Source organism: Pseudomonas sp. KB_12, from assembly GCF_052114545.1.
Lineage (GTDB): Bacteria > Pseudomonadota > Gammaproteobacteria > Pseudomonadales > Pseudomonadaceae > Aquipseudomonas > Aquipseudomonas brassicacearum.
Genome location: NZ_JBFREY010000009.1, coordinates 120774 through 140321 on the forward strand (window position 1 = coordinate 120774; position 19548 = coordinate 140321).

19 protein-coding genes are annotated in these 19548 nt (G+C 62.9%); 8 read left to right on the plus strand and 11 right to left on the minus strand.

Annotation, left to right across the window (positions count from 1 at the left end; translation table 11 throughout):
• Positions 1-420 precede the first annotated feature (420 nt).
• Both AB4Z20_RS09710 and AB4Z20_RS09715 read right to left on the minus strand, forming a co-directional pair.
• Positions 421-1617: a class I SAM-dependent rRNA methyltransferase gene (locus AB4Z20_RS09710; RefSeq protein WP_003206543.1), complete on the minus strand. Its 1197-nt coding sequence runs from the start codon at positions 1615-1617 to the stop codon at positions 421-423.
• Between the two features lie 226 nt (positions 1618-1843).
• The gene (locus AB4Z20_RS09715; protein ID WP_442089805.1) at positions 1844-2377 is read right to left on the minus strand and encodes a type 1 glutamine amidotransferase domain-containing protein; all 534 of its coding nucleotides are present in this window, start codon (positions 2375-2377) and stop codon (positions 1844-1846) included.
• Positions 2378-2610: 233 nt separating this feature from the next.
• Between AB4Z20_RS09715 and AB4Z20_RS09720 the strand changes: the two genes are divergently transcribed.
• From AB4Z20_RS09720 to AB4Z20_RS09730, 3 genes are read left to right on the plus strand one after another with little or no spacing between them, the layout of a single operon-like run.
• Positions 2611-3426: an HDOD domain-containing protein gene (locus AB4Z20_RS09720; RefSeq protein WP_253478330.1), complete on the plus strand. Its 816-nt coding sequence runs from the start codon at positions 2611-2613 to the stop codon at positions 3424-3426.
• A 30-nt stretch (positions 3427-3456) separates the two neighbouring features.
• On the plus strand, positions 3457-4269 hold the full coding sequence (gene mutM, locus AB4Z20_RS09725; protein ID WP_003206537.1) for a bifunctional DNA-formamidopyrimidine glycosylase/DNA-(apurinic or apyrimidinic site) lyase: 813 nt from the start codon (positions 3457-3459) through the stop codon (positions 4267-4269).
• Positions 4270-4313: 44 nt separating this feature from the next.
• Complete coding sequence (locus AB4Z20_RS09730; protein ID WP_018609455.1) at positions 4314-4634, plus strand: hypothetical protein; 321 nt, start codon at positions 4314-4316, stop codon at positions 4632-4634.
• Positions 4635-4798: 164 nt separating this feature from the next.
• On the opposite strand, the gene AB4Z20_RS09735 is transcribed toward AB4Z20_RS09730, so the two are convergent.
• The 5 genes from AB4Z20_RS09735 to AB4Z20_RS09755 all read right to left on the minus strand — a co-directional run bounded on the left by AB4Z20_RS09735 (position 4799) and on the right by AB4Z20_RS09755 (position 9735).
• Positions 4799-5050, minus strand: a complete 252-nt coding sequence (locus tag AB4Z20_RS09735; protein WP_003206534.1) for a YfhL family 4Fe-4S dicluster ferredoxin — start codon at positions 5048-5050, stop codon at positions 4799-4801.
• 133 nt (positions 5051-5183) lie between these two features.
• Positions 5184-5663, minus strand: coding sequence for a pantetheine-phosphate adenylyltransferase (gene coaD, locus AB4Z20_RS09740; RefSeq protein WP_003177462.1), 480 nt, complete (start codon positions 5661-5663; stop codon positions 5184-5186).
• A gap of 330 nt (positions 5664-5993) precedes the next feature.
• Complete coding sequence (locus tag AB4Z20_RS09745; protein WP_442089806.1) at positions 5994-7589, minus strand: GMC family oxidoreductase N-terminal domain-containing protein; 1596 nt, start codon at positions 7587-7589, stop codon at positions 5994-5996.
• Between the two features lie 145 nt (positions 7590-7734).
• Complete coding sequence (locus tag AB4Z20_RS09750; RefSeq protein ID WP_442089807.1) at positions 7735-8280, minus strand: twin-arginine translocation pathway signal protein; 546 nt, start codon at positions 8278-8280, stop codon at positions 7735-7737.
• Between the two features lie 27 nt (positions 8281-8307).
• Positions 8308-9735 (minus strand): coniferyl aldehyde dehydrogenase, encoded by a 1428-nt coding sequence (locus AB4Z20_RS09755; RefSeq protein ID WP_258689629.1) that lies wholly within the window; start codon positions 9733-9735, stop codon positions 8308-8310.
• 148 nt (positions 9736-9883) lie between these two features.
• On the opposite strand from AB4Z20_RS09755, the gene AB4Z20_RS09760 reads away from it, so the two are divergent.
• Positions 9884-10555 (plus strand): TetR/AcrR family transcriptional regulator, encoded by a 672-nt coding sequence (locus AB4Z20_RS09760; protein ID WP_214509994.1) that lies wholly within the window; start codon positions 9884-9886, stop codon positions 10553-10555.
• Between the two features lie 33 nt (positions 10556-10588).
• A complete protein-coding gene (locus AB4Z20_RS09765; RefSeq protein ID WP_442089808.1) occupies positions 10589-11443 on the plus strand; it encodes a sulfurtransferase in 855 nt (284 codons plus the stop codon).
• 132 nt (positions 11444-11575) lie between these two features.
• On the opposite strand, the gene AB4Z20_RS09770 is transcribed toward AB4Z20_RS09765, so the two are convergent.
• The 4 genes from AB4Z20_RS09770 to AB4Z20_RS09785 are packed head-to-tail and all read right to left on the minus strand — an operon-like array spanning position 11576 to position 16055.
• On the minus strand, positions 11576-12574 hold the full coding sequence (locus AB4Z20_RS09770; protein ID WP_442089832.1) for a hydrolase: 999 nt from the start codon (positions 12572-12574) through the stop codon (positions 11576-11578).
• A 31-nt stretch (positions 12575-12605) separates the two neighbouring features.
• Positions 12606-13217, minus strand: coding sequence for a 16S rRNA (guanine(966)-N(2))-methyltransferase RsmD (gene rsmD, locus AB4Z20_RS09775; protein ID WP_092150048.1), 612 nt, complete (start codon positions 13215-13217; stop codon positions 12606-12608).
• Positions 13217-14707 (minus strand): M16 family metallopeptidase, encoded by a 1491-nt coding sequence (locus AB4Z20_RS09780; protein WP_442089809.1) that lies wholly within the window; start codon positions 14705-14707, stop codon positions 13217-13219. Before AB4Z20_RS09780 ends, rsmD begins: the two co-directional genes overlap by 1 nt.
• Positions 14700-16055: a M16 family metallopeptidase gene (locus tag AB4Z20_RS09785; protein ID WP_258689626.1), complete on the minus strand. Its 1356-nt coding sequence runs from the start codon at positions 16053-16055 to the stop codon at positions 14700-14702. The genes AB4Z20_RS09780 and AB4Z20_RS09785 overlap by 8 nt, the downstream gene beginning before the upstream one ends.
• A gap of 344 nt (positions 16056-16399) precedes the next feature.
• On the opposite strand from AB4Z20_RS09785, the gene ftsY reads away from it, so the two are divergent.
• Genes ftsY through ftsX form a run of 3 tightly spaced genes read left to right on the plus strand, consistent with a single transcriptional unit; the run spans position 16400 to position 19520 of the window.
• Entirely contained in the window at positions 16400-17833 is a 1434-nt protein-coding gene (gene ftsY / locus AB4Z20_RS09790; RefSeq protein ID WP_442089810.1) for a signal recognition particle-docking protein FtsY, read from the plus strand.
• Positions 17830-18501, plus strand: a complete 672-nt coding sequence (ftsE, locus tag AB4Z20_RS09795) for a cell division ATP-binding protein FtsE (RefSeq protein WP_003177474.1) — start codon at positions 17830-17832, stop codon at positions 18499-18501. The genes ftsY and ftsE overlap by 4 nt, the downstream gene beginning before the upstream one ends.
• Complete coding sequence (ftsX, locus tag AB4Z20_RS09800) at positions 18498-19520, plus strand: permease-like cell division protein FtsX (protein WP_253470186.1); 1023 nt, start codon at positions 18498-18500, stop codon at positions 19518-19520. Before ftsE ends, ftsX begins: the two co-directional genes overlap by 4 nt.
• Positions 19521-19548 lie beyond the last annotated feature (28 nt).

The following is a 19548-nucleotide window of genomic DNA, read 5'->3' on the forward strand; positions in this document are numbered from 1 at the left end:
GGGAAGTGAGCTTCTGTCGACGTCTGGAGCACCCGGGTTTGGCCGTGTGTCCGCAAGTGGCTGATGACTTTGCAGGATCACTGCGCGCCTCAGCATGAGCTCATAAACCCGCCGGGGATGAATGGCGATGAATGACGCGATTCTACACCGCTGGCGCCAGGATGAAATGACGCAAAGCGCCGATCGGGCGCCAATGTCGTGCGCGGGATGACGACTGGCAGGATTCAATCGGCCAGCAACCCTCGGTAGCGGTGCCGGACCAGGGCATTGAGTGCCAGCCCAGCAGGCTGGGCAGTACCAGGCAGAGGGTGACCTGCCAGGCGGGGATCAATCAACCGCGCAAAAAAAATCGCAGCCAAGGCTGCGATCAGGTTGCCAGGCGACAGGGGCACAGCGCTACGGCCCTGGCCCCGCCCGGCCTCAGCTGTTGGGCAACAACCGGCAGGTGATGCTCTTGATGTAGCGGGTTTCGGCAATGGCCGGGTGTACCGGATGGTCCGGCCCCTGGCCGCCGCGTTCGAGCAGTTGAATGTTGCGGTCCAGGTGGCGAGCGCTGGTCAGCAGGATGTTTTGCAGGTCGTCTTCGGGCAGGTGCATCGAGCACGACGCGCTGACCAGGATGCCGTCCTTGCTGAGCAGGCGCATGGCTTGTTCGTTGAGGCGGCGATAGGCGCCTTCACCGTTTTTCAGGTCTTTCTTGCGCTTGATGAAAGCGGGTGGGTCGGCCACGATCACGTCGAAACGTTCTTCGCTGGCCTTGAGTTCCTTCAGGGCTTCGAACACGTCGCCTTCGATGCAGGTCAGCTTCTCGGCGAAGCCGTTCAACGCGGCGTTGCGCTCGACACCGTCGAGGGCGAAGGCCGAGGCATCGACGCAGAACACTTCACTGGCGCCGAACGCTGCGGCTTGCACGCCCCAGCCGCCGATGTAGCTGAACAGGTCCAGTACACGCTTGCCCTTGGCGTACGGGGCCAGGCGTGCGCGGTTCATGCGGTGGTCGTAGAACCAGCCGGTTTTCTGGCCTTCCATGACCGGCGCTTCGAACTTCACGCCGTTCTCTTCCAGGGCGACCCACTCCGGCACCAGGCCAAACACGGTCTCGACGTAGCGGTTCAGGCCTTCGGCGTCACGGGCCGCGGAGTCGTTCTTGAACAGGATGCCGCTGGGCTTGAGCACCTGGGTCAGGGCGGCGATCACGTCGTCCTTGTGGGCTTCCATGGTGGCGGAGGCGATCTGCACCACCAGGATGTCGCCGAAACGGTCGACCACCAGGCCTGGCAACAGGTCGGAATCACCGTAGACCAGGCGATAGAACGGTTTGTCGAACAGCCGCTCGCGCAGGGACAACGCCACGTTGAGGCGATGCACCAGCAGGGACTTGTCCAGCGGCAGCTTCACGTCGCGGGACAGCAGCCGGGCGCAGATCAGGTTGTTGGGGCTCATCGCGACGATGCCCAGCGGCTTGCCGCCAGCGGCTTCGAGGATGGCCTGGTCGCCGGCCTTGAAGCCGTGCAGCGGGGTGGCGGCTACATCGATTTCGTTACTGTAGACCCACAGGTGGCCGGCGCGCAGGCGACGGTCGGCGTTGGCTTTGAGGCGCAGGCTAGGCAGGGACATGACGTCGCTCCGGAAAAAAGAGCGGGAGTATACCGTGTTGCAACCTTGGCGGGGCTTGCGGTGGACATGTGGTGGGGGGAGCACACTCTCGCTTGACCATAGAAGCTATGTAGGAGCTGTCGAGTGAAACGAGGCTGCGATCTTTCCCCAGACACTTGAATCGTAAGCGAAAGATCAAGATCAAAAGATCGCAGGCTTCGCCAGCTCCTACAGAAGGCCCCAGGTTTCAGGCGGACAACGCGCTGATCAACTCGCGGTTGAACGCCGGAATGTCATCGGGCTGACGGCTGCTGATCAACGTGCCGTCCTTGACCACTTCCTTATCGACCCAGTTCACGCCGGCGTTGACTAGGTCATCCTTGAGGGTCTTGTAGCTGGTCATGGTCTTGCCCTTGACCAATCCGCTCGACACCAGCAGCCAGCCGCCATGGCAAATCACCGCGATGGGCTTGCCCGCCGCCTCGAAGCCCTTGACCAGTTTCTGGGCATCGGCGTCGATGCGGATGGTGTCGGAGTTCTGCACGCCACCGGGCAGCACCACGGCGTCGTACTGTTCGACATTGGCGGCCTTGAAGGTCAGGTCGATCCGGAAGTCGTCGGCCGGCTGGTCATGGTTCCAGCCTTTGACCTGGCCTTCGCGGGCCGAAACGATGTCTACCTTGACGCCGGCCTGTTCCAGCGCCTGCTGGGGGCCGGTCAGTTCGGCCTGTTCAAAACCATCGGTCACGAGGATGGCGACACGTTTGTTGTTAAGAGGCATGGAAAAATCTCCTCAAGCTGAGTGGCTGGATTGCCGACTCAAGCCTTATGCAGGCGTGGCTGTCGGCCCTGTAAAGTCCGAAGCCGATGCCTGAAGGAAAGTTCCGCCGATCTACCCGGCGGTGTATCGGATCCATCTTTAAGGGTTAGAATCCCCGCCTGACACCGGAGTGTGTACGCATGTCCAAAGAACTTTCCGCCGAACAGATCCAACAGTCCCTGCAAGGCATCAGCGTGCCGCCCCAGCCGCAGATCATGGTGGATCTGCAGATGGAGCAGTACATGCCCGACCCGGACCTGGAGACCATCGCCAAGCTGATCTCCCACGACCCGGGCCTTTCCGGGGCCTTGCTCAAGATCGTCAATTCGCCGTACTACGGCCTGCGCAACAAGATCACCTCGATCCAGCGCGCGGTGAACCTGCTGGGCAGCCGTTCGATCATCAACCTGATCAATGCGCTGTCGATCAAGGGCGAGTTGCACGACGACGCCATCGTCACCTTGAACCGTTTCTGGGATACCGCCCAGGACGTGGCGATGACCTGCCTGACCCTGGCCAAGCGTGTCGGCCTGGAGAATGGTGACGAAGCCTATGCGCTGGGGTTGTTCCACGATTGCGGCGTGCCGTTGATGCTCAAGCAGTTCCCCAGCTACATGGGCGTGCTGGAAGAGGCCTACGCCAATGCCAGCGCCGAGTGCCGGGTAGTGGACACCGAGAACCGTGAGTTCAACACCAACCATGCGGTGGTCGGTTACTACACTTCCAAATCCTGGCGCCTGCCGGATCACGTCAGCCAGGCCATCGCCAACCACCACAATGCCCTGGCGATCTTCAGCGACGAGTCTTCACGCAACAACAGCCCGTTGAAGAACCTGCTGGCGATCCTGAAGATGTCCGAGAACATCTGTGCGTCCCACCGGGTGCTCGGCAATCAGGCCGAAGACCACGAGTGGGATTGCGTCGGGAGCCTTGTGCTCGATTACATCGGGTTGTCGGAATACGACTTCCAGACCCAGAAACAGGAAATTCGCGACCTCGCCACTCGTTGAGTGCGGGGCTTCGCCTGACTCGAGAGCCTCATGCCAGAACTGCCGGAAGTCGAAACCACCCGTCGCGGAATCGCGCCCCATCTTGAAGGCCAGCGGGTCAGCCGCGTGGTGGTCCGCGACCGCCGCCTGCGCTGGCCGATCCCGGAAGATCTCGACGTGCGGCTTTCGGGCCAGCGCATCGTGCAGGTGGAGCGGCGGGCCAAGTACCTGTTGATCAATGCCGAGGTCGGCACGTTGATCAGCCACCTGGGCATGTCCGGCAACCTGCGCTTGGTGGAAGTCGGCATGCCGGCCGCCAAGCACGAGCACGTGGACATCGAGCTGGAATCCGGCCTGGCCTTGCGCTACACCGACCCGCGCCGCTTTGGCGCGATGCTCTGGAGCCTCGACCCGTTCAATCACGAGTTGTTGATTCGCCTGGGTCCCGAGCCGTTGACCGACCTGTTCGATGGCGAACGGTTGTTCCAGCTCTCGCGGGGGCGGTCCATGGCGGTCAAGCCGTTCATCATGGACAACGCGGTGGTGGTGGGGGTGGGCAATATCTACGCGACCGAGGCCCTGTTCGCCGCCGGGATCGACCCACGTCGGGCCGCCGGAGGCATTTCCCGGGCGCGTTACCTGAAGCTGGCGATCGAGATCAAGCGCATCCTCGCCCATGCCATCGAGCGCGGTGGCACCACGCTGCGGGACTTTATCGGTGGGGATGGCCAGCCCGGCTATTTCCAGCAGGAGCTGTTCGTCTACGGCCGGGGCGGGGAGTTGTGCAAGGTGTGTGGTACGGGACTGCGGGAAATCCGCCTCGGCCAGCGCGCCAGCGTCTGGTGTCCACGCTGTCAGAGCTGATTTGTCCTACGGTCTATAGTCAGTATTTAGCCGAAGGATCGCCCATGAAACTGCTTCGACCTGTCGTTCTAGCGCTGCTGCTGAGTGTCGGTTTGCCTGCCCTGGCAAGCGACGGCAGCGGCGACCCGCGCTACACCATCCAGAACCCGCCGGCCTTCGCCATGATCGGCGACCTGCTGATTGCCCGTCCGCTGCTGCTCGCCGCCACAGTGATTGGCGCCGGGGCATTCGTGGTGTCGTTGCCCTTTACCGCGCTGGGCGGCGGGGTCGGCGATGCGGGCAAGGCGCTGGTGGTGGACCCGGCGAAGGCCACGTTTGTGCGGTGCCTGGGGTGTATTGGAGAGGGGTTTGAGCGGCAGGAGTGAGGCGTTCGGTGCGGCTGATGGCCTCATCGTCGGATCGCCGCCCGGAGCAAGCTCGCTCCCACAATGGACAGCTGTGTCTACACCCTTTGCGCCTGAAGCAAATCCCTTGTGGGAGCGAGCTTGCTCGCGAAGACGTCGGTACAGACGCTACAAAACCACCTGGCTCAAGCCTTGCCAGTAATCTTGCGATATTTGGCCATCAACTGTTCTTCAGTTTCCGGATGAGCCTCGTCCAGGGGGATGCAATCTACCGGGCAGACCTGCTGGCACTGGGGTTCGTCGTAATGGCCGACGCACTGGGTGCACAAGTTCGGGTCGATGACGTAGATCTCTTCGCCTTGGGAAATGGCCTCGTTCGGGCATTCGGGTTCGCAGACGTCGCAATTGATGCAGTCGTCGGTGATGATCAGGGACATGCAGGCTCCTGCCGGGGCGTTGGGCCCGGGCATATGAAAACGTATGGGCGCAATTGTGCCGCATTGGCGAGCGCAGTGCACGCGGGCGCGATGGACTGCGCTGTGCTGCGAGGTGGCTCGCAGCGCCAGCCGGTTATTTCTTGAAGCGCAGGGTCAGCGCATCGGCCACGGCCGGGTGGACGAACTTGGTGATATCTCCGCCCAACGCCGCGATTTCCCGGACCAGGGTCGAGGAAATGAAGGAATAGCGCTCTGACGGCGTCAGGAACAGGCTCTCGACGTCCGGTGCCAGTTGGCGGTTCATGTTGGCCAGTTGGAACTCGTACTCGAAGTCCGAGACCGCACGCAGGCCGCGCAGGAACACATTAGCGTTCTTTTCCTTGGCAAAGTGCGCCAAAAGCGTCGAGAAACCGACCACTTCCACGTTGGGCAGGTGCTTGGTGACCTCGCGGGCCAGTTCCACACGTTGCTCCAGCGGGAACAGCGGGTTTTTCTTCGGGCTGGCGGCGACGGCAATGATCACATGGTCGAACAGGCGCGCGGCGCGTTCGACCAGATCGCCATGGCCCTTGGTAATAGGGTCGAAGGTACCTGGGTACAACACTCGGTTCATCGCGTCGTCCTGGCGGGAGTCCGTTGGGGAGTCGGATGGTATCGCAGCCTTCTCGGTCGGCCAAGTCGGCTGTTGCGTAAGAAAGCACTATAGACGGTGCGAGTAATCCGGATATTCAGACGTTCGGTAAGCCTGTGGCGAGGGAGCTTGCTCCCGCTGGGCCTGTAGGAGCTGTCGAGCGGAGCGAGGCTGCGATCTTTCCCCTGACGCTTGAATCTCAAGCGAAAGATCAAAAGATCGCAGCCTCGCTCCGCTCGGCAGCTCCTACAGCGCAGCCCAGCGGGAGCAAGCTCCCTCGCCACGGGTTCGTTGTTTTTCTCAATAAATTGTTCATGGATTTTTCAGGCGCTCGGCCAGGGCCGTCGCCAATTGCGCGGTCAGCCCGTACACCGATAATTGCGGGTTGGCGCCGATGCTGGTGGGGAACAGCGAGCCGTCATGGATCGACAGGTTGCCCAGTTGGTGATGGCGGCCAAGGCTGTCGGTGACAGCGGTTTTCGGGTCCTCCCCCATGGCGCAACCGCCCATCACGTGGGCGCTGCCCAGGCGTGTGCGGTACAACGCCAGGTCGAGTCCGTCGATCAGTGTGCGGGCTTCGGCCAGGGTCTTTACGTAGCGGGCATCGCCGTGCAAGGGCATGACCGCCTTGGCGCCGCCGGCAAACTGGATCTCGGCCATGCTGTGGAAGGCCCGGCGCAAGCCATCCCAGGCATACGGCGTAACGGGATAATCGAGCACGGGCGTGCCGTCGCTGCGCAACTCGACGCTGCCGCCGGGGCTGTCCGGATGAAAACCGTCGCGCAACAGCGCCAGCATGGCATGGGTATGGGGCAGTCGGGACATGTGCAACGCGTTCTCGGGGCCGAACCCGCCCAATAGCGTGGCGGCCAGGGCCGGGTGCAAGGGCGGGACTTCAAGCTTGTAGGACATTTTTCCGGTGGTGCCGTCCTGCCATTGGAAATGATCCGAATAAATCGATTGCGGCGCGCCGTAGAACGGGTTGATGACCTCGTCGAATTGCCCGGCGGACATGTTCACCAAGTGCAGGAAGGTGCGCTTGCCCACGCGTTCATGCGGGTCTGGCGCATCGGAGCGCAGCAGCAACCCGGGGCTATTGATGCCGCCGCCCGCCAGCACGTAGTGCCGCGCCTTGACGGTGATGCGCCGCCCGGTCGGCGCCACGCAACGTTCGTCCATGGCTTGGCACTCGAGGCCGATGACGGCATCGTTTTTGATCGTCAGACGCTCGGCCCGCGCCAGGTAAAGCAGCGCGCCGCCCTTGTCCAGCGTGGCCGGGATGGTGGTGACCAGCATCGATTGCTTGGCGTTGGTCGGGCAGCCCATGCCGCAATAGCCCAGGTTCCAGCAGCCGCGTACGTTGCGCGGGATGACGTGCCAGGCGTAGCCCAATTGTTCACAACCTTTGCGGATCACGTCGTTGTTGGCATTGGGCGGAATCAGCCACGGCGCCACGCCCAGGCGTTGTTCCATCTGCGTAAACCAGGGCGCCATTTCAGCGCGGCCGTGGCCTTTTACGTTGTGCTCGGCGGCCCAGTGGTCGAGGGTCTGGTCGGGGGTGCGGAAGCTGGAGGTCCAATTGATCAGCGTCGTGCCACCGACGGCCCGGCCCTGGAGAATGGTGATGGCGCCGTCCTTGCTCATGCGCCCGAGGCCTTCCTGATACAGGCTGCTGTAGGCCTGGTCTTCGAGCAGCGTGAAGTCATGACTGGTCTTGAGCGGACCTTCCTCGATCAGCAACACGCGGTAGCCGGCGGCGCTGAGAATTTCTGCCGTGGTGCCGCCGCCAGCACCGCTGCCGACGATGGCCACGTCCGCTTCCAGGGTCAGGTCCTGGGTCAGCTGCGCGCCGTTGTAGGTGGTCCAGCCACGGGCCAGGCCTTCGCGGAAGGGATCGGGTACGGGCATGTTGAGAGTCTCTTATTGTTTTGAGTTTGCGATGCCCCCTGTGGGAGCGAGCTTGCTCGCGATGGCGCCGGATCAGCAGCAAATGTAATTGACTGACACACCGCCATCGCGAGCAAGCTCGCTCCCACAGGGTTTAACTTGGTTCTCAGACCGCTGGCGGTCCTGGATACCCGCAATGCGCCCAGGCTTCGGATTGGCTGTACCAGGCCATCATCACCAATTGCAGCAATGAGCAATGGCCTTGTCGCAGCAGGTCCAACGAACTGTTTTCCCATCGCCCGAGGAACAGGCGGATGTCATCGGCGCTGGCGTTTTCCCACGGGCCCCAGACCCCGGTCAGCGGCCCGCGGGTAATGCCCAGCGTGAGCACGTCGAACAGCTGGCGCGTGAGTTTGAGCATGGCGGGGGACAGGTGGGCCAGGCTGCTGTCCAGGCTTCGCAGGGTTGCGTCAGTGGCGGCGGGGATCTGTCCGACGGCCACTGCGCCGTCCAGCATCACGGGAATGACGCTGCGTAAAAATGGCAGGTCGCTGTCGCGCAGGGCCGCCAGGCCGTTGGCCGGTTGGCTTGGCGAGCAACCGCTCAGGCTGGCGCCCAGGCCGACGGTGGCCAGGAAGGCGCTGGCGCCGAGGCTGAACTTCAGCAGGCCGCGCCGTGACAGCGCGGGTGTATCGGTGAGGCTTGGGTTCATTATTGTTATTACCCGGGAAGAGACGCGTCAGCGGACAAACAGCTTCTGGATCAGTTTCTGCAAAGGCTTGCCGTAAGGGGGATAAATCAGCTTCGCGGCGTTGAATCGCTGTTTGGTCAGCACGCCCTTGGCCTTGCTGAAGGTCAGGAAACCCTCATGCCCGTGGTAATGCCCCATTCCCGAGGGACCGATGCCGCCGAACGGCAAGTCGTCCTGGGCGACGTGCAGCAGCGTGTCGTTCAAGCAGACGCCACCTGAGTGGGTTTCGTGGAGCACGCGATTCTGTTCGGCCTTGTTGTAGCCAAAGTAGTAGAGCGCCAGCGGGCGGGGGCGCTGATTGATGTAGGCAAACGCCTGGTCCAGATTGTCATAGGGCACGATGGGCAGCAGCGGGCCGAAGATCTCGTCCTGCATGACGGTCATCTCGTCGCTGACGTTGAGCAGCAGGCTGTGGGCCATGCGGCGGTCCTGGCCCTGGTCGAACAGTTCGATCAGCAGCGCGCCCTTGCTGGTGGCGTCGCTGATGTAGCCGGTGAGTCGCGCCAGCTGTCGTTCGTTGATGATTGCGGTGTAGTCCGGGTTGTTCGCCAGGGTCGGATAAAAACCGCGTACCGCCTCGCGATACGCCTCAACGAACTCGCCGACGCGATTCTGCGGTACCAGCACGTAGTCCGGGGCGACACAGGTTTGCCCGGCATTCAGGGTTTTTCCGAAGGCAATGCGTTCGGCGGCATCCTTGATGGGGACATCGACCGACACGATGGCCGGCGACTTTCCACCCAGCTCCAAGGTGACCGGGGTCAGGTTTTCGGCAGCTGCGCGCATGACATGCTTGCCGATGCTGGTGGCGCCGGTGAACAACAGGTGATCGAAGGGCAGCTTGGAAAACGCCATGCCGATTTCCGCCTCGCCAAGCACCACGCAGACCAGGTCCTGGGGGAAGACCCGGGCCAGCAATTGCTTGAGCAGCAAGCCGGTCGCCGGTGTCGACTCGCTGAGCTTGAGCATCACCCGGTTGCCCGCCGCCAATGCCCCGACCAGCGGCCCGATGGCCAGGAACAGCGGGTAGTTCCAGGGCACGATGACGCCGATCACGCCCAGCGGCTGGTATACGACTTTGGCTGATGCCGGCTGGAAGGCCATGCCCACCTTGCGCCGGGAGGGTTTCATCCAACCCTGGAGATGCCGGCTGGCGTAATGGATACCGTGCAGGCTCGGCATCAGCTCGGCCAGCAGTGTTTCGTCGGCGCTGCGGTGGCTGAAGTCCTGGCTGATGGCGTCGATCAAGGCTTGTCGTTCGTTGCTCAATACCTCGCGCAGTGCCTTGAGCCATTGTCGGCGCTGTTCGGCCGGTGGCATCGGATGGGCGGCGTAGGCCTGGCGCTGGGCATCGAAGAGCGACCGCAGCTCGTCCAGTTGTTGAGACTCGTGCAGGTAGGCAACGTCGGCAGGCATCGTCGGGCACCGGATATTATTAGAGTGGGTGTTTTCTAGAGCTTATACTCTAGAAAGTCAATGGCATCCGTAACGGCGATGGGTTTTTCCTGTGACCGATAGGTCGTAAGATGCCGATCAATGCCTTCGTCGAATTAAAGCCCAAACCATGGCCCCACGAATGAAAACCAGCGAGCGCATCGTGCAAAACAGCCTCGAGCTGTTCAACCAGCAAGGCGAGCGCAGCGTCAGCACCAACCACATTGCCGCCCACATGGACATGTCCCCAGGCAACCTCTATTACCACTTCCCCAACAAGCAGGCGATCATCGCCGTGCTGTTCAGTGAATACGAGAACCTGGTGGACAGCTTCCTGCGTCCGCCCCAGGGCCGGGCGGCCACGGTGGATGACAAGCGCTTCTACCTGCAGGAGCTGTTGGCGGCCATGTGGCGCTACCGCTTCCTGCACCGGGACTTGGAGCATCTGCTCGACAGCGATCCGGAGCTTGCGGCGCGCTATCGTCGGTTTTCCCAGCGCTGCCTGATCCACGGCACCGCGATCTACGAAGGTTTCGTTGCCGCCGGCATCCTGAAGATGGACCGGGTGCAGATCGAGTCCCTGACCCTCAATGCCTGGATCATCCTCACGTCCTGGGTGCGATTCCTGTGCACCACGCGGGAAAACTTCAGCCACCTGAGCGAGCAGGCCATCAAGCGTGGCGTTTATCAGGTCCTGGTGTTGGAGGCCGGTTTCGTGACCGATCAGGCCCGCGAAGAGGTGGATGCACTGTTCAAAGAGTATTACGTCCCCCTGGCCCAGACCCTGGAGGAAGGGCAGTAGGACCGATCCGCGACTTAGCCACAGGAGCTCACCATGCCGATTGCGCAACTCATCAGCCCTCAAGCCCTCGAACAGCGGCGATCACAACCCGGGCTGGTCATTCTCGATTGCCGTTTTGCCCTGGAAGACCCCGATTACGGTCAGCGCAGTTATGCCGAGGGCCACATCGCCGGAGCGGCGTTCGCAGACCTTGAGCGCGACCTGAGCGGGTCGGTGACCAAAGGTGTGACAGGACGTCATCCGCTGCCGGAGCCGGGGGCCTTGATCGAGCGCCTCAAGGCTTGGGGAATCGATAACGACAGCGATGTCGTGCTGTACGACGACGGTCCCGGCGCCTATGCCGCGCGGGCCTGGTGGTTGCTGGCCTGGCTGGGCAAGCGCGAGGGCGTGTACATCCTCGACGGCGGGCTCAAGGCCTGGCATGCCGCTGGCTTGCCTTTGAGCCTGGATCCACCGCAGAACAGTCGCGGGACCTTCAGCGGGACGCCGGATGCGAGCTTGGTGCTCAGCGCCCAAGCGCTGCAACAACGCCTGGGTCAACCGGACATGACCCTGCTGGATGCCCGGGCGTTACCGCGCTTCAAAGGGGAAGTCGAGCCCATCGACCCGATAGCCGGGCATATTCCGGGCGCACAGTGTGCGGCGTTCACCGACAACCTGGGCGCCGATGGCCGCTTCCTGCCGGCCGACCAGCTCAAGCAGCGCTTCGCCGAAAAACTGGGCGAGCGCTCGCCCACCGACCTGGTGGCCTATTGCGGCTCCGGCGTGACGGCGTGTCATAACCTGTTTGCCTTGAGCCTGGCAGGCTACCCGTTGGGGCGGCTGTACGCCGGCTCGTGGAGTGAGTGGATCAATGATCCGCAGCGGGGCGTGGCGAAGGGCGAATAACAAACACCCCGAAACAATGTGGGAGCGAGCTTGCTCGCGATGACGGTGTGTCAGTCAACATCAATGCTGCTGACCCGCCGCTATCGCGAGCAAGCTCGCTCCCACAGGGGATTTTTTGTTGTCTGCGAATCTTCAGCCCTGGCCCAGGCTGGCCAGCCAATCGGGAATCCGCCGCTCCAGGTAATACCCTGGGCGCCGCAGGGTTCCGTCGACAAAGCCCACATGCCCGCCCTGGGCGTGCAGTTCAATCCGGGTCGAAGCGGATAATTCGCGCGGTTCGGGCAGGCTGTGAGGAAACACAAAGGGATCGTCGGCGGCCTGGATGACCAGGGTCGGCGTGCTGATGCCCGCCATGAAATAACGGCTGGAGGCACGGCGGTAGTAATCCGCGGCATCGGAGAACCCGTGCAGCGGCGCCGTCACCCGGCCGTCAAAGTCCCAGAAGGTCCGCATGTTTTCCAGCGGGCCAAGCGCCGCCAGGGTCGCCAGGCCTTCGTGGCGTCCGTCGTGCTGGAACTGGCGTTGCTTGTTGCGCACATAGGCCACGAGCTGGCGCATGAAATGCGCCTGGTAGAACCTGGAGAATCCCTGGCCGATGCGATCGGCGCACTGGTCGAGGCGAAACGGCACCGAGACCGCCACCGCCCCTTGCAACTGGCTGTCGCGGCCGGTTTCCCCCAGGTGCTTGAGCAGCACATTGCCGCCCAGTGAATAACCCACCGCAAACAGCGGCGCCAAGGGCCGACGGGCGCGCAAGTGGGTGATGGCGGCGGCGAGGTCTTCGCTGACGCCCGAGTGGTAGCTGCGGGGCAACAGGTTCGGCTCACCCGAGCAGCCACGCCAGTTCAAGGCCGCACTGGCCCAGCCCTGGCGACCGAGAGCCTGTTGCAGCCCGGCCACGTAAGGCGAGTTGGAAGAGCCGGTCAGCCCGTGAAGCACCAGCACCAGTGGTGCCTCGGCGCTGTGGGGGCCGTGCCAGTCAAGGTCGAGGAAATCACCGTCCTCCAGCCACAAGCGCTCGCGATGGCGCTCGATGTGGGTGGTCTGGCGCCACAATGGGCCCCACAGGGTTTGCAAGTGCGGGTTGCCAAGGCCCGGGGCGGGGACGAAACGTTCGGATGCGGCGGACATCATTATTATTCTCGATGCACTGGTCAGCCGTTCAGTCAATGTCCTTTGCCAAACGCTGCCACAACGCGTAATACACCCGTCCGGATTTCTGCTCGCGATGCAAGCGCCAATTGCCCGGCAAGCCCAGGGTGGACGGGGCGGTCTCGCTTTCAGTGTAGACCCAGGCATCCTCGGCCAACCACTGACGTTCCTCGAGCAAGGTGCAGACCGTCGGCAACAGGTTCTGGTTGAAAGGCGGGTCGAGGAATACCAGGTCGAAAGGCGTCGCCGGCTGGCTGTCCAGGTAGCGCAGGGCGTCGGCGGTCTGCACCTGGCCGACGGTGCAGCGCAGCGTGCCCAAGTGTTCTTTCAGGCTGGAGACCGCCAGGTTGCTGGCGTCCAGCGCCTGGCCCATGGCGGCGCCACGGGACAGGGCCTCGAGAAACAGCGCGCCGCTGCCGGCGAACGGGTCGAGCACCCGGGCACCCGCCACGTAGGGGGCGAGCCAGTTGAACAGGGTTTCGCGCACGCGGTCCGGGGTCGGGCGCAGGCCCGGGGCATCCGGGAAGCTCAGGCGCCGGCTGCGCCATTCGCCGCCGATGATGCGCAACTGGTTCACACCGTTGTGCACGGGTTTTTTGCTGGAATTCGATGGGCGGGCCATTAGTGCTCCGGAACCCCGAGCGGCTGCTCGGCAGGTTTGTCAGTGGGGGGCGGCAGCGGCTTTTGCGGCACGCTCGGGCCGGCGGTGACGATGACCATTTTGTCGGTGCTCAGGTGCTTGTTCAGCGCGGCCTTGACCTGCTCGACCGTCAGTTCCTGGGACTGACGCATGAAGTCCTCCAGGTAGCTCAGCGGCAAGTCATAGAAACCCATGGCGCCGAGCTGGCCGACGATGTCGGCATTGCTGGCGGCGGACAGCGGGAAACTGCCGGCCAACTCACGCTTGGCGTCGTCGAGTTCTTTCTGGGTGGGACCGTTCATGAGGTAGTCGGCGAACACGTCCTGCACCAGTTTCAAGGTGCCTTCGCTCATCTCCGCACGGGTCTGCAGGTTGATCATGAACGGGCCGCGGGCTTGCATCGCCGTGAAGCCGGAATACACGCCGTAGGTCAGGCCGCGCTTTTCCCGCACCTCGGTCATCAGCCGTGTGCCGAAGCCGCCACCGCCGAGGATCTGGTTGCCCAGGGACACGGCGGCATAGTCCGGATCGTCGCGGTCGATGCCCAGTTGCGCGAGCATCAGGTTGGTCTGTTTGGACGGGAATTCGATGTGGCCGATACTTGCCTTGGGCTCCACCGGTGGCGGAGTTTTCGCCAGGGCCGGGCCTTTGGGCAGCGCGGCGGATACCTGGTTGGCAACCGCTTCGGCTTCGGCGCGGGACAAATCCCCCACCAGCGCGATCACTGCATTGCCGGCGGCGTAGGCCTTGGCGTGGAAAGCCCGGGCCTGGGCCAGGGTGATCGGTGGAATGCTGTCGGCGGTGCCGTCGCTGGAGTGGGCATAAGGATGATCGCCGTACAGGCGCTTCATCAGCTCCAGGCCGGCCAGTTTGCCTGGGTTCTGTTTCTGGTATTCGAAACCGGCGAGCATCTGGTTCTTGATGCGGGCGAAGGAGTCGGCAGGGAAGGTCGGTTTGCCGACGACCTCGGCGAACAGCTTCAATGCCGGCTCACGCTTGTCGGCTGCGCTGAGGCTGCGCAGGGACGCCACGGCCATGTCCCGGTAGGCGCCGTTGCCGAAGTCTGCACCGAGGCTTTCGAAGCCTTGGGCAATGGCGCTGACGTCCTTGCCGGCCACGCCCTCGTTGAGCATGGCGTTGGTCAGCAGTGCGAGGCCGGGAGCGTCGCCGTCCTGGCTGCTGCCGGCGGCGAAGGTCAGGCGCAGGTCGAACATTGGCAATTCGCGGGCTTCGACGAACAGCACCTTGGCGCCGTCGGCGGTTTTCCAGGTCTGCACGTCGAGCTGGCGGTGGCTGGGGGCCTTACCGTCCAGTTCCGCCAACGATTGCAACTTTTTGCCGGACTTGGCGTTATCCAATGCCTGGCTGGCGGTGACGTCGGTGATCGGCGACAGATAGAACGCCAGGGAGCCGGCCAGGGCGATGAGCGCCAGGCCGATCAGCACCGGGCGCCGTGATTTGCGCTCACTCATGAGCTTTCTCCTCGGGCAGGACATGCGCGACGCTCAGGCGCGAGCGGGTGAAATACAGCTGGGCTGCCTTCTGGATATCTTGCGGGGTCACGCTTTGCAGTTCAGCGAGTTCGGTGTCCATCAGCTTCCAGGACAAACCGACGGTCTCCAACTGGCCGATGGCGGTGGCCTGGCTGGTGATCGAGTCGCGCTCATACACCAGGCCGGCGATGACCTGGGCGCGCACACGCTCCAGCTCTTCGGTCGTCGGCGCGGTGGTTTTCAACTGTTCAAGCAAGCGCCACAGACCGGCTTCGGCTTGGGCGATGGTTTTGTTTTTCTGCGTGTTGGGCGTCGCCGACAACGTGAACAAACTGTCGCCACGGGTGTAGGCGTCGTAGCTCGACGAGCCGCCGGACACCAGCTCTTCGCCGCGCTCCAGCTGGGTCGGGATCCGCCCGCTGTAGCCGCCATCCAACAGGGCCGATATCAGCCGCAGCGCGTTGACCGCACCCTTGTCCGTCGCGGTGGCGATGCTCGGCACATTGAAGGCCAGCATCACGCTGGGCAGTTGGGTCTGCACATGCAGGGTGATCTGGCGCTCACCGGGTTCGGCCAGCTCCAGGGGGATTTTCGCGACCGGCACCGCGCGCCGTGCAATCGGGCCGAAATAACGCTGGGCCAGGGACTGGACCTCGTCCGGCGTCACGTCGCCGACCACCACCAGGGTCGCATTGTTCGGGGTGTACCAGGATTCGTACCAGTGACGCAGTTCCTCGACGGTCATCCGGTCCAGGTCGGCCATCCAGCCGATGGTCGGCGTGTGGTAGCCGCTGGCCGGGTAGGCCATGGCCTTGAAGCGCTCGTAGGCCTTGGACATGGGCTTGTCGTCGGTGCGCATGCGGCGCTCTTCCTTGATCACCTCGATCTCGCGGCTGAACTCCTCCGGCGGCAGGCGCAGGCTGGCCATGCGGTCGGCCTCCAGTTCGAAGGCCACGCCCAGGCGGTCTCGGGCCAAAACCTGGTAATAGGCGGTGAAGTCATCGCTGGTGAAGGCGTTCTCTTCGGCACCGAGGTCGCGCAGGATCAGCGACGCTTCGCCGGGACCGACTTTTTCACTGCCCTTGAACATCATGTGCTCAAGGGCGTGGGACAAACCGGTCTGGCCTGGCGTTTCGTAGCTGGAGCCAACCTTGTACCAGACCTGGGAGACCACCACCGGCGCACGATGGTCTTCGCGCACGACGACCTTCAGGCCGTTGTCGAGGGTAAATTCGTGGGTGGGTTGTGGGTCGGCAGCCAAGGCTGAAAAGGGCAGACAAACTGTGCTGAGCAGCAGGCCTGCGGCGCGGCGGGCAAGAGCATTCATTCGTGTTTAAACCTGTTGGGTTGCCTGCTTGGCCTTAGCCTCAGCAGGCGAGGAGGTGCTAGGATACTGATCCGTTTTACTGGCGGCCACGCCTATCGGGCCTTTTATCGGCCCGGGGTTGTCTGGGTTCCCCGGAGAAACATCGGGTTTTCTCGTTGATCCCGGCGTTTTCGCCGATGATGCCGTACCAGTCCTTCGAAAAAATCGACTTTGGGGTGTCCTTGGGACGCCTCGACAAAATGTTGCGCGTGAACAAGCTGGATGAAACGCAGTCTGTTCAGCATTGAATATTTATCACCGAGGCGCCCTTGTGGCGCGTCGCTACCGTGAGATAGCCGTCCTCCATGTTTGGTTCCAACGACGACAAGAAGACCCCAGCTGCGGCTGGTGAGAAAAAAGGCCTGTTCGGATGGCTGCGCAAGAAGCCGCAGGAAACCGTCGTCGAACAGCCACAACCGCTGCCTGAACCCGCCGCCGAGGCCGTGGCCGAAGAAACCGCGCCCATCGTCCTGCCGATTGCCGAGCCGGTGCTGCAACCGGTCGAGGCCGGGACCGTTGCTGAACCGGTGGCCGAGCAGCCGCTGGCCCCTCCCGTCGAGCAAACCCCCTGGTTGACCTTGCCGGTGGCGGAAGAGCCGGTGGCGCTGGTCGAGGAAATGGCGCCCCATATCACCCCGCCGATTCCAGCGCCGACGCAGGTTGTCGAGGCGCCAGTCGTCGACCCTGTCATTGAGCCGCCTGTCGCCGTCGTTGCGCCCGTGGTTGCGCAAGCCGCGCCCGAACCGGCACCTGCGCTGTTGGAAAGCATTGCCCCCGTCGAGCCCGTCCGTAGCGCCGAGGAAAACAAGGTCGGTTTCTTCGCTCGCCTCAAGCAAGGCCTGTCCAAGACCAGCGCCAGCATCGGCGAAGGCATGGCCAGCCTGTTCCTGGGCAAGAAAGTCATCGACGACGAATTGCTGGAAGACATCGAGACCCGCCTGCTGACCGCCGACGTCGGTGTAGAGGCGACCTCGGTGATTATCCAGAGCCTGACCCAGAAGGTCGCGCGCAAGCAGCTGACCGACGCCGATGCACTGTACAAATCCCTGCAAGGCGAGCTGACCAGTCTGCTCAAGCCGGTGGAAAAACCGCTGGTGATCGCGTCGCAGAACAAGCCGTTCGTGATCCTGGTCGTCGGCGTCAACGGTGCAGGCAAGACCACCACCATAGGCAAGCTGGCCAAGAAGCTGCAGCTCGAAGGCAAGAAAGTCATGCTGGCCGCCGGCGACACCTTCCGCGCCGCCGCGGTCGAACAACTGCAAGTGTGGGGCGAGCGCAACAAGATCCCAGTGATTGCCCAGCACACCGGCGCCGATTCCGCTTCGGTGATCTTCGACGCCGTGCAGGCCGCCAAGGCTCGTGGCATCGATGTGTTGATCGCCGACACGGCCGGTCGCCTGCACACCAAAGACAACCTGATGGAAGAATTGAAGAAGGTGCGCCGGGTGATCGGCAAGCTCGACGCCGACGCACCTCACGAAGTGCTGCTGGTGCTGGACGCCGGTACCGGCCAGAACGCCATCAACCAGGCCAGGCAATTCAACCAGACCGTCGAACTGACCGGGCTGGCCCTGACCAAGCTCGACGGCACCGCCAAGGGTGGGGTGATTTTCGCCCTGGCCAAGCAGTTCGGCCTGCCCATCCGCTATATCGGCGTGGGTGAAGGCATCGACGACTTGCGCACCTTTGAAGCCGAGCCCTTTGTCCAGGCACTGTTTGCCGAACGGGAGCATTCATGATTCGTTTCGAGCAGGTCGGTAAACGCTATCCGAACGGTCACGTCGGCTTGCATGAGCTGAGCTTTCGGGTCCGTCGGGGCGAGTTTCTGTTTGTCACCGGCCATTCCGGCGCCGGTAAAAGTACCTTGCTGCGCCTGCTGCTGGCGATGGAGCGGCCCTCCACCGGCAAACTGCTGCTGGCCGGCCAGGACCTGAGCACCATCAGCAATGCCCAGATCCCCTACCTGCGGCGGCAGATCGGCGTGGTGTTCCAGAATCACCAGTTGCTGTTCGATCGCACGGTGTTCAACAACGTGGCGTTGCCGTTGCAGATCCTCGGGTTGTCCAAGGCCGAGATCATCAAGCGCGTGGACTCGGCCCTGGAGCGTGTGGCCCTGTCGGACAAGACCGACCTGTACCCGGGCGACCTGTCCACCGGTCAGCAACAGCGCGTCGGCATCGCCCGTGCCATCGTCCATCGCCCGGCCTTGCTGCTGGCGGACGAACCCACCGGTAACCTCGACCCGCGCCTGGCGGCGGAGATCATGGGCGTATTCGAAGACATCAACCGCCTGGGCACCAGTGTGCTGATTGCCAGTCACGACCTGGCGTTGATCGCACGCATGCGTCACCGCATGCTCACGTTACAGCGCGGACGCCTGATTGGTGACGGGGAGGCTGGTGTATGAGTGCTACTCGCAGCCCGAAAGTGGCCGAACGCGTGGCCCCGAAGGCCTCCGATCCGCAGCCGAAAAAGAAAAAGCGCGACGATGATGACGGCCCGGACTTCGCCACGCTGCTGCGCGCCTGGATCGAAAGCCATCGCGCCAGCCTGCTGGACAGCCTGCGGCGCCTGGGCAAGCAGCCCATCGGCAGCTTCTTTACCTGCATGGTGATGGCGGTTGCCTTGAGCCTGCCCATGGGGCTGTCATTATTGCTGAATAATGTGGAGCGCCTGGGCGGTTCCTGGCAGCGCGCGGCGCAGATTTCCCTGTACCTGCAGATGGACGCGAGCCCCGGCGAAGGCCAGGCGTTGCGCGAGCAGATCAAGGCCATGCCGGGCGTGGCCGATGCCGAATACATCGGGCGCGAACAGGCGCTTGAGGAATTCCAGCAGCAGTCCGGCCTGGGCGAAGCCCTCAAGGAACTGCCGGAGAACCCGCTGCCGGGCGTGGTGCTAGTGACGCCAAATGAAGTCGACAAGCCTACCCTTGAAGCATTAAGACAAAGACTTTCCGAGTTGCCGAAGGTACAACAGGCGCAACTTGATCTAGTCTGGGTCGAGCGTCTTGCGGCGATCCTCAAGCTCGGCGACCGGTTTGTCTTCGGTCTGACGGTGCTGCTGGTTTCTGCATTACTTTTGGTGATAGGCAATACCATTCGTCTTCATATTGAAAACCGCCGCACCGAGATAGAAGTGATTAAACTCGTCGGCGGTACGGACAGTTATGTACGCAGGCCCTTCCTTTATATGGGCGCGCTGTATGGCTTCGGTGCCGGGATTCTGTCCTGGGGTGTATTGGCGTTCGGCCTGGACTGGCTGAACGATGCGGTAACAGGGTTGGCCGGTTTGTACGGCAGTGATTTCTCGCTGGCCGGCGTGCCAGTCGCCGACGGTCTGTCGCTCTTGCTTGGCGCGGTGCTGTTGGGTTATATCGGTGCATGGATTGCGGTCGCACGCCACTTGCGTGAGCTTGCGCCAAAATAAGTGTTTTTTTGCGTGTATTGACCTTTCA